The organism is Methylophaga sp. UBA4204, assembly GCF_002379485.1.
Lineage (GTDB): Bacteria > Pseudomonadota > Gammaproteobacteria > Nitrosococcales > Methylophagaceae > Methylophaga.
On the sequence record NZ_DFTU01000048.1, the window covers coordinates 1 to 9,986 of the forward strand.

A 9,986-nucleotide genomic window follows, 5' to 3' on the forward strand; every position below is an offset into this window, starting at 1 on the left:
CAATATTCCTCTGGTCAATGAGGGTGAGGCGCTGTTCCATATTGCGCGTTTTAATCGCCCTGACGAAGTTGCGGACAGTGTGGAGGCGTTCAATACCAATCTGGATCCATCAACAGATACCAGCGTTCCAGAAGAGCAACCAATTATCTAGGCCTGCGATTCATCTCGTTACGTAGTAGTGCTGTCATAATATTTTTGCAATTTATCCGTAAAATAGTGACAATCCCGCGATTTAACTGAAGCCAAAGGGGGTCATACTGATGACACAAACCCATGCCAATCTTGATACACACTCACCTGATGTTGCCCCTGAAGAGTGGAGTGCGCAACATAGCAGTAAGCTTTATGGTGTGCGTGATTGGGGGACGGATTATTTTGATATTTCCGCCGATGGCAATGCGGTCGTCAGTTTGCAATTTGGTGAAAAGACTATTCATGTTCCATTGATCGATATTGTTAATGGAATGAAAGAGCGTGGCCTGGATATGCCCGCTGTATTACGCATTGAAAACCTGCTGGATTTGCGAATTACCCAACTGAACGAGGCTTTTGCCCGGGCGATTAAAACAGCTGGCTATAAAAATGACTATCGCGGCGTCTTCCCAATCAAGGTAAATCAGCAATGCCACGTTATTGAGGAAATTGCAGATTATGGTCGTCGTTATCATCATGGTCTGGAAGCGGGCAGTAAAGCCGAATTAATTATTGCTATTTCACAACTACGTGACCATGACAGTCTGATTATCTGCAATGGTTATAAAGACGAAGAGTTTATTGAACTGGGTTTATATGCCCGTCAAATGGGTATCAAGTGTTTCTTTGTGCTGGAAACCGCCACAGAATTAACCACTATTCTGGAGCGAAGCAAAGCATTGGGAATCGAGCCACTGATCGGTATGCGTATTCGCCTCGCTTCAACCGTTGAAGGTCACTGGAATGGTGACAGCGGGGATCGTTCGATATTTGGCTTGTCGACCAATGCTTTGCTGGAAGTGGTTGAACAGCTCAAAAAAGCCGATATGTTGCATTGCCTGCAGTTACTGCATAGCCACTTAGGCTCACAAATTCCCAATATTCGTAATATCCGTAGTGGGGTAATGGAAGCCTGCCGTTTTTACACTGGCTTAATCGAAGAAGGCGCACCGATGGGCTATATGGACCTGGGTGGCGGCTTGGCAGTTGACTACGAAGGTGCTCGTTCTAACAGCACCCACAGTATGAACTACGGCCTGGACGAATATTGCTACAACATTATCGAAACCTTGCAGGAATGTCTGGATCCGCTGGATATCGAACACCCAGTCGTCATTACTGAATCTGGTCGGGCATTGATTGCCTATTCTTCCATGTTGTTATTTAACGTATTGGAAGTCCGTGATCATAAACCTGGCACGATTCCGGAAATTGTTCCGGATGATAGTCCCGATATGCTGGTGAACCTCTATGCCGTACTGAATAATGTAAAACTGCAGAACCTGCAGGAGTGTTACAACGATGCCATATATTATCGTGATGAATTACGTGAGTTATTCCATCACGGTCAGGCAACTCTCCGTGAACGGGCTTTAGCCGAGAATGTTTCATTGGCCATTTTGGAAAAAATCTCAGAATTGTTGCCCCAGGCACGCCGGGTTTCTGCTGAACTGGAAAGTTTGCCAGAGTTACTGTCCGATATTTATTACGGTAATTTCAGTCTGTTTCAATCGTTACCGGATATCTGGGCGATTGACCAGATCTTCCCCATCATGCCGATTCATCGCTTGAATGAAAAACCCACTCGCGCAGCGGTTATCGCTGATATGACCTGTGATTGTGATGGCAAAATTGATTCGTTTTCATACGAAGATGGGATTCGCAAAACGTTGCCATTACATCCGCTAATTGAGGGTGAGGAATATTATCTGAGCGTATTTCTGGTTGGAGCGTATCAGGAAACCCTTGGGGATTTACATAACCTGTTTGGTGATACCAACGTGGTCAGTGTGCATATTAATGAGGATGGTAGCTTTGATTTTGTCCGTGAGTTTCATGGCGACAGCATTGCCGATGTGCTCAGCTACGTTGAATACGACCCGAAAGTGATGCAGGAGCAATTCCGTAAACTGGCTGAACAAGCTGTGCGGGATGGCAAGATTTCGGTACCAATGCGTCAACAAATGTTACGTGCCTTCAGCGATAGCATGAATGGCTACACCTTCTTTGAAAGATAACTGCAGATTTATAAGGATTCAACAATGTCAAAAGTGATCATTATTGGCGCCGGTGGTGTTGGCGGCGTCGTTACGCATAAATGTGCCCAATTACCGGAAGTGTTTTCAGAGATTATTCTGGCCAGCCGTAATGAAGACAAATGTAAAGCCATAGCAGCGCAGCTGGATCGCCCAATCCGCACTGCTCAAATCGATGCCGATAACGTACCAGAACTGACTGCTTTACTGGAAAAAGAAAAACCGGATCTGGTCATCAACGTAGCGTTACCTTATCAGGACTTGCACATCATGGACGCCTGTTTGGCCGCTGGTGTGGATTATCTGGATACGGCTAACTATGAGCCCTTGGATACCGCCAAGTTTGAATACAGCTGGCAGTGGGCTTATCGAGAAAAATTCGAAAATGCCGGTTTGATGGCATTACTCGGCAGCGGTTTTGATCCCGGTGCCACCAATGTCTTTACTGCCTATCTTGCCAAACATTACTTCGATGAAATCCATGAGCTGGATATTATTGACGTCAATGGCGGCGATCATGGTTATCCATTTGCCACCAACTTCAATCCGGAAATCAATATTCGTGAAGTCACGGCAGAGTGTCGTCACTGGGAAAATGGTGAATTTGTTACCACGCCGGCCATGTCAAAAAAAGCCAGTTTTACCTGCCCGGAGGAAGTCGGCAATTACAACATCTACCGTATGTACCATGAAGAGCTGGAATCGCTGGTAGTCAACTTCCCGACTTTGAAACGTGCCCAGTTCTGGATGAGCTTTGGTGAAAGCTATCTTAAACATCTGGAAGTGCTGGGTAATGTCGGTATGACCGGTATTGACCCAATTGATTTTAACGGTCAGCAGATTGTACCGATTCAGTTCCTCAAAGCTTTGTTACCAGATCCTTCAACACTTGGCCCTCGCACCAAAGGTAAAACCTGCATTGGTTGCGTAGTGAAGGGTGTTAAGGATGGTAAAGAGAAAATTGTGTATCTCTATCAAATAAAAGACCATCAGGATTGCTACGCTGAAGTTCAGTCGCAGGCGATTTCTTATACCACTGGTGTACCAGCCATGATTGGCGCCAAGATGATGCTGGAAGGCAAATGGAAAAAACCGGGCGTCTGGAACATTGAACAGTTTGATCCGGATCCATTTATGGAAGATATGAATAAATATGGACTGCCTTGGGAAGTGATCGAACTGGATGATTTCAATCTCGACGATTGACCTTATGGATCTATAAAAATTTAACCACAGAGGCACGGAGGGTACGGAGGAAAAGTATACATCCGCATATGGGCGCAGATTTTTAATTTTAATATGAATGTAGGTCGGGTTAACGTAGCGTAACCCGGCAAAAATAATCTGCGAGAATCAGCGTAATCTGCGGATAAAACTCTGTGATCTCCGTGTCTCTGTGGTTAATAAGTGTTAATAATACAAATTAACTATCATTTTCAGGTATTTGAAAATAATGCAATTTACTGATTTTACCAAGCTGGATTTATCTCGATTGCCGTCGCCATGTTTTGTGGTGGACGAGGTGGCTGTTGAGCGTAATTTACGCATTCTGAATCATGTGCAAACGGCCAGTGGTGCAAAAGTTCTGGCTGCTTTGAAAGCATTTTCAATGTGGTCTTTGGCACCGTTGACCGCCAAATATCTGAGCGGCACTTGTGCCAGTGGTTTGCATGAAGCTCGGCTTGGTTTTGAAGAATACGGTGGGGAAGTGCATGTATTTGCTGCGGCCTTCAGTCAACAGGATATTGATGAACTGCTGACCTTTGCCCATCACATTGTGTTTAATTCCTGTGGCCAATGGCTGCGGTTTCGTGATCAGTGCCAGGCAATGCAAAAACAGCGTCCAGATTTGCATTTTGGTTTACGAATCAATCCAGAACATTCTGAAGGTGCAGTGCCAATTTATGACCCGTGTGCTCCCGGTTCACGTTTAGGCATTCCGTTATCGCAACTGGATGAAACGGCATTGGATGGTATTTCTGGGCTGCATTTTCATACTTTATGTGAGCAAGGATTTGAACCATTGCAGCGAACTGTGGCGGCTATGGAAGCGAAGTTTGGCCATTTGCTGCCACAAATGCAGTGGGTGAATTTTGGTGGTGGCCATCATATTACGGCTGATGGCTATAACATCGATGGTTTAATTCAACTGGTTCAGGATTTTAAACAACGGCATCAAGTCGAAGTATATCTGGAACCGGGTGAGGCGGTGGCAATTGGTACTGGTATTTTGAGTTGCGAGGTGCTCGATATCAGCTGGAATCACCTTGATCAGGCGATTCTCGATACCTCTGCTACCTGTCATATGCCCGACACGTTGGAAATGCCGTATCGTCCGGATATCACCGGTGCAGGTTTGCCTGATGAAAAGTCACATACGTATCGATTGGGTGGATTAACTTGTCTGGCGGGTGATGTGATCGGTGATTACAGCTTTGATAAGCCACTGGAAATTGGTCAACGTCTAGTATTTGAAGATATGAGTCATTACACCATGGTTAAAACCACGACATTTAATGGTACCAAATTACCGGCATTGGCTATTTGGAATTCCGAAACCGATGATTTACGTGTAGTCAAAAGCTTTGGCTACAGCGATTTTAAAGAGCGACTGTCATGAACACCGAATTGAACGAAGAATTTCCGATTTTCCTGGGCTCCGAGATTGACCAAGCCGATCCAAAACAGGCGATGTTCCATGTTTTGCCTGTTCCGTATGAAAAAACGGTCTCTTATGGTGGCGGCACCAATAAAGGGCCTTCAACGATTTTGAATGCATCCTGGCAGCTGGAAAAATGGGACGGCAAAAGTAATCCATGTGATTTGGGCATCTATACTTGCCCGCCAGTCGATTGCAGCGTTAGCTCGCAACAGGTGATTGATAACATTGCTAATGCCACCGCTGAAATCATCCGTAATGGCGGAATTCCTGTAGTGTTAGGTGGTGAACATACCGTGACCTATGGCGTCATTAAAGGGTTAAAAGATGCCGGCATCGAAGATTTTGGTATTGTGCAGATTGATGCCCACGCTGATCTGCGTCATGCCTATGAAGGCGATATTTTGAGCCATGCCTCAGTAATGAAACGTGCTGTGGATATGGGTATCCCGTTATACCAACTGGGAATTCGTGCATTTTGTGAAGAAGAGATGCAGGTGCGAGAGGAGTTTGGTGTGTATTACCAGGATGCCGATGAATTGGTGCCGAATAATATCAACAGCATTACCTTGCCCGATGATTTCCCGAAAAAAGTGTTTTTTACGGTGGATATTGATGGTATGGATCCGAGTGTGTTTCCTTCAACAGGCACACCAGTACCGGGTGGCCTGAGTTGGTACCAGACATTGAATCTGTTTGAATCGGTTGCCAAACAACGTGAAATTATTGGTTTTGATGTAATGGAGTTTGCACCAATTGAAGGGTTTCATGCATATGACTTTGCTGCATCAATGCTGACCTACAAGTTAATGGGGATCACTGCTCGTAGTCGTCAATGATTTTTTGCGGTTAAAAAAATTAACCACAGAGACACGGAGGGCACAGAGACAAAAAATAGATCCGCAGATTACGCAGATGGACGCAGATTTATAATTTTTAACAGGACTGTAGGTTGTGTTGATTGTGCGAAACCCAACATCATCTAAGCATTTGTGCTTTGTTGGGTTTCATAAATTCAACCCAACCTACACTTTCTTAAAAAACGTAGGTCGGGTTAGCGCAGCGTAACCCGACAAAAATAATCTGCGAAAATCTGCGTAATCTGCGGATAACTTTAAAATCTCCGTGCCCTCCGTGTCTCTGTGGTTAATTAGCAGTTTTTGCTTTTCTTTGAAGCGTTTACACGTTAAAATTCGCGGTTTTTTTACTCTCTGGGGTCTGCGACATGAGCCAAGCTACAATCACATTGCTGCAAAACTACTACGATGCGTTCAACCGTCAGGATATGGATGCGTTTTTAAATATGCTGACTGATGACGTTATTCATGATGTTAACCAGGCCGGACGCGAAATTGGTAAAGAAAAATTCTCTGCATTTATGGATCGCATGAATGCCCATTACAAAGAACAAATCGTGGATATTTCCATCACCACTAATGAAGCGGGCGATCGTGCTGCTGTTGAATTCACCGTGCTAGGCGAATATCTGAGCACCGATGAAGGTTTGCCAGAAGCTAACGGCCAGAAATACAATCTGCCTGCTGGTGCGTTTTTTGTGATTCGTGATGGCAAAGTGGCACGCATCACAAACTACTACAACCTGGAAGACTGGGTTAAACAAGTCGTCGGTTAAACTGCAGGCCAATCAGCCAGGCTGGGATGTTCTATCCAGCTTGGCTTTTTTATGGTTGCCTTTCCATTGCACTAAGTGAGATAACTATGCTGGAATTGAAACGCTTATCAGGCGAAGCACTGAATCAATTTATCCCGGAACTTGCCAGATTACGCATTGAGGTTTTCCGTGATTTTCCTTATCTCTATGATGGTGATCCGGATTACGAAGCTCGCTATCTGCAAACCTATATCGAAGCGCCTGACAGCGTGATTGTTTTAGCTTTTGATGGCGATAAGGTCGTTGGTGCATCGACGGGTATTCCGCTGAGATATGAAACTGATGAAGTTAAAGCGCCGTTTATCAAAGCGGGTATTGATGTTGATAGCGTATTTTATTGTGGTGAATCGGTCTTGTTGTCACAATACCGTGGCAAAGGTGCCGGCGTAGCGTTTTTTGAACATCGTGAGCAACATGCACAAGAACTGGGCGGATATGAATTCAGCTGTTTTTGTGGAGTACAGCGCCCAGAAGACCATCCACGCCGACCCTCAGGTTATAAGCCTCTTGACAACTTCTGGCGTAGACGCGGCTATGAAAAGCATCCTGAACTCAACACGACATTCAGCTGGAAAGAACTGGATGAAGAGCATGAGTCACCTAAACCGATGACTTTCTGGATGAAAAAACTTTAGAGTCTGTTGAACATTAATAGTGCTTCTGAAAGAACGATAGACTCTAGTAATTTTGTTTGTATAACAACAGCTTGTTATTAAAGACGTTAATAAGCCGTTAAAAATATATTATCTGGCATTGAAGTAAGGCTAAAAAGCCCAATCTTATATGTCTCGCTAACGATTTCCCGAGTTTGATGTAAATGAGCAAAGTAAAAGTCGCTGCAGCACAGTACGATATTGGTTTTTTCAAAGACTGGTCGCAATTCACTGATAAATTGACGCAGTGGGTAGCCGAAGCCGTTGAAGAGAAAGCCAAACTACTGGTGTTTCCCGAATATGGCAGTATGGAACTGGCCTCACTCTTTGGTGAAGCCATCTATACCGATCTTGGTAAGCAATTACATTCAATGCAGGATGTCTATGCGGACTGGCAGGATTTGCATCATCAACTTTGTAAACAATACGATGTGATGATGCTGGCCAGCACATTTCCGGTTCTGCAGGAAGACGGCACATTCCGTAATCGTGCCAATCTCTATGGACCGGATGGGCTGATTGGTTTCCAGGATAAATTGATCATGACCCGATTCGAAAATGAGCAATGGTTAATTCATCCAGGCCAACAGATTAAAGTGCTGGATACCGATGTCGGGCGTATTGGGGTCAGTATTTGCTATGACATTGAATTTCCATTGATTACCTATCAGCAGGTTAAGGCTGGCGCCGATTTGATTTTGGCCCCAAGTTGTACCGATACGCAGGCTGGTTTCCATCGGGTGCGGATTGGCTGTCAGGCACGGGCTTTGGAAAATCAATGTTATGTTGTGCAATCTCCTACATTTGGTGAAGCTCGCTGGTCAGAAGCTGTTGATGTGAATACCGGGCGTGCCAGCATTTATACCCCGGTGGATTATGGATTTACCGATAACGGTATCTTGATTGAAGGCGTAGCTGACAAGCCTGGTTGGGTCTGTGCTGATCTGGATTTGACTGAAATTGCCCGCGTTCGCGAGGAAGGTCAGGTCTTTAATTACCGAGATTGGCCTTTACAACACACATTAACTGGACCTGAGCAAACTCGCTAAACACTTTAAACACCGCTGTTATAGCGGTGTTTTTCTTTGTATCAGCCAATAGCCCTGCAAGCAGTGTGGATGCAGCCAGTTTTAGCAGGGTATAAAATATTGAGTCTAATTTAGCTTTGAAATTTACAGGAGTCGTGCATGACTAGCCCCGCGCAAATTGAGGAAATCGTCAAAAATTATCAGGATCCATCAACACTGATAACACTGGGCGACACCCGCGCCACGGTCAAAGTATCGCAGGACGATAATCAGACACAGGTCGATGTGACTTTGGGTTATCCGGTCAAAGGCTATGCTGCAGAACTGGCACAAAACCTAAAACAATTGATTGAAGCGGAAGGCGCAGCGAATGTAAGCGTCAATATCACAACTAAAATTGTAAAACATAAAGTACAGCAGGGTGTGCCAGCGCTGGAAAATGTAAAAAATATTATTGCCGTGGCCTCCGGTAAAGGTGGGGTAGGTAAATCTACCACGTCCGTTAATCTGGCATTGGCTCTGGCAGCTGAAGGCGCCACCGTGGGTATTCTGGATGCTGATATTTATGGTCCAAGTCAGCCGCGTATGCTTGGCACCACTCAACGTCCTGAATCAGTTGATGGCAAATCAATCGAACCAATTGAAAGCTATGGTATCCAAAGCATGTCGATTGGTTTTTTAATCGATGAAGAAGAACCAATGATCTGGCGTGGCCCGATGGTGACGCAGGCTTTGCAGCAAATGCTGGGCGATACCAATTGGAAAGAGCTGGATTATCTGGTGATTGATTTACCACCGGGTACCGGCGATATTCAGCTGACCCTGTCACAGAAAGTACCGGTCAGCGGTGCAGTCATCGTCACTACGCCACAGGATATTTCCTTACTGGATGCTCGCAAAGCATTGAAAATGTTTGAAAAAGTAAAAGTACCAGTACTCGGCGTAGTGGAAAATATGAGTACCCATATCTGCAGCCAGTGTGGTCATGAAGAGCATATTTTTGGTGCCGGCGGTGGACAATCAATGGCTGATCAATATGGTGTGAATATGCTTGGCAGTTTGCCACTGGATATTCATATCCGCGAAGATGCTGATAATGGTCAGCCGACGGTAGTCAAAGATCCAGATGGAGATATCGCTTTAGCCTATCGTGTGATAGCTCGCCGAATCGCCGCCAACCTGGCAATGCAGGGCAAAAATTATTCCGCAGCATTCCCGAATATAGTTATCAAGAACGACTAATCAAGCTATCATCAACATCTTTTGAGCAAATTGACGGATTATGAGCATAAAATCAGATAAATGGATCCGGCGTATGGCCGAACAGCAAGGTATGATTTCGCCTTTTGAACCAGGACAGGTTCGTGAACAAGAAGGACAACGTATTATTTCCTACGGCACGTCCAGTTACGGTTACGATGTACGTTGTTCAACTGAGTTTAAAATTTTTACCAATATCAATTCGGCGATTGTTGATCCAAAAAACTTTGATGCCAGTAGTTTTGTTGATATCAATTCTGATGTCTGCATCATTCCGCCAAATTCGTTTGCTTTGGCTCGTACTATTGAGTCATTTAAAATTCCACGCAATGTTTTGACTATTTGTCTGGGAAAATCTACCTATGCGAGATGCGGCATTATTGTTAATGTCACACCATTGGAACCAGAATGGGAAGGCCAGGTTACGCTGGAATTCTCTAACACCACCAACCTGCCGGCGAAGATCTACGCCAACGAAGGCGTCGC

General features: G+C 44.9%; 9 protein-coding genes and 1 pseudogene. All 10 read left to right on the forward strand.

The features are described from left to right. Positions 1 to 151: pseudogene (locus B3182_RS16340) on the forward strand (succinylglutamate desuccinylase); the annotation flags it as partial. A 109-nt stretch (positions 152 to 260) separates the two neighbouring features. Continuing rightward, the gene (gene speA / locus B3182_RS06800) at positions 261 to 2,210 is read left to right on the forward strand and encodes a biosynthetic arginine decarboxylase (protein WP_292357464.1); all 1,950 of its coding nucleotides are present in this window, start codon (positions 261 to 263) and stop codon (positions 2,208 to 2,210) included. A 24-nt stretch (positions 2,211 to 2,234) separates the two neighbouring features. Further along, positions 2,235 to 3,434 (forward strand): saccharopine dehydrogenase family protein, encoded by a 1,200-nt coding sequence (locus tag B3182_RS06805; protein ID WP_292357462.1) that lies wholly within the window; start codon positions 2,235 to 2,237, stop codon positions 3,432 to 3,434. 247 nt (positions 3,435 to 3,681) lie between these two features. Continuing rightward, positions 3,682 to 4,848 carry a carboxynorspermidine decarboxylase gene (gene nspC / locus B3182_RS06810; RefSeq protein WP_292357461.1) on the forward strand — a complete coding sequence of 389 codons (1,167 nt, stop codon included), beginning with the start codon at positions 3,682 to 3,684 and terminating at the stop codon, positions 4,846 to 4,848. Continuing rightward, positions 4,845 to 5,726, forward strand: a complete 882-nt coding sequence (gene speB / locus B3182_RS06815) for an agmatinase (RefSeq protein ID WP_292357458.1) — start codon at positions 4,845 to 4,847, stop codon at positions 5,724 to 5,726. Before nspC ends, speB begins: the two co-directional genes overlap by 4 nt. A gap of 386 nt (positions 5,727 to 6,112) precedes the next feature. Continuing rightward, the gene (locus B3182_RS06820; protein ID WP_014706801.1) at positions 6,113 to 6,520 is read left to right on the forward strand and encodes a ketosteroid isomerase-related protein; all 408 of its coding nucleotides are present in this window, start codon (positions 6,113 to 6,115) and stop codon (positions 6,518 to 6,520) included. Positions 6,521 to 6,606: 86 nt separating this feature from the next. Next, positions 6,607 to 7,194 carry a GNAT family N-acetyltransferase gene (locus tag B3182_RS06825; protein ID WP_292357455.1) on the forward strand — a complete coding sequence of 196 codons (588 nt, stop codon included), beginning with the start codon at positions 6,607 to 6,609 and terminating at the stop codon, positions 7,192 to 7,194. Between the two features lie 182 nt (positions 7,195 to 7,376). Further along, positions 7,377 to 8,261, forward strand: coding sequence for a carbon-nitrogen hydrolase family protein (locus B3182_RS06830; RefSeq protein WP_292357453.1), 885 nt, complete (start codon positions 7,377 to 7,379; stop codon positions 8,259 to 8,261). Between the two features lie 138 nt (positions 8,262 to 8,399). Further along, complete coding sequence (gene apbC, locus B3182_RS06835) at positions 8,400 to 9,482, forward strand: iron-sulfur cluster carrier protein ApbC (RefSeq protein WP_292357451.1); 1,083 nt, start codon at positions 8,400 to 8,402, stop codon at positions 9,480 to 9,482. 40 nt (positions 9,483 to 9,522) lie between these two features. Continuing rightward, the coding region (gene dcd, locus B3182_RS06840) for a dCTP deaminase (RefSeq protein ID WP_292752080.1) at positions 9,523 to 9,986 on the forward strand (464 nt) is incomplete at its 3' end.

Excerpts from the sequence above, each read along its gene's own strand:
- speA (WP_292357464.1), top strand. The coding sequence starts at position 261 with ATGACACAAACCCATGCCAATCTTGATACACACTCACCTGATGTTGCC.
- B3182_RS06805 (WP_292357462.1), top strand. The coding sequence starts at position 2,235 with ATGTCAAAAGTGATCATTATTGGCGCCGGTGGTGTTGGCGGCGTCGTT.
- nspC (WP_292357461.1), top strand. The coding sequence starts at position 3,682 with ATGCAATTTACTGATTTTACCAAGCTGGATTTATCTCGATTGCCGTCG.
- speB (WP_292357458.1), top strand. The coding sequence starts at position 4,845 with ATGAACACCGAATTGAACGAAGAATTTCCGATTTTCCTGGGCTCCGAG.
- B3182_RS06820 (WP_014706801.1), top strand. The coding sequence starts at position 6,113 with ATGAGCCAAGCTACAATCACATTGCTGCAAAACTACTACGATGCGTTC.
- B3182_RS06825 (WP_292357455.1), top strand. The coding sequence starts at position 6,607 with ATGCTGGAATTGAAACGCTTATCAGGCGAAGCACTGAATCAATTTATC.
- B3182_RS06830 (WP_292357453.1), top strand. The coding sequence starts at position 7,377 with ATGAGCAAAGTAAAAGTCGCTGCAGCACAGTACGATATTGGTTTTTTC.
- apbC (WP_292357451.1), top strand. The coding sequence starts at position 8,400 with ATGACTAGCCCCGCGCAAATTGAGGAAATCGTCAAAAATTATCAGGAT.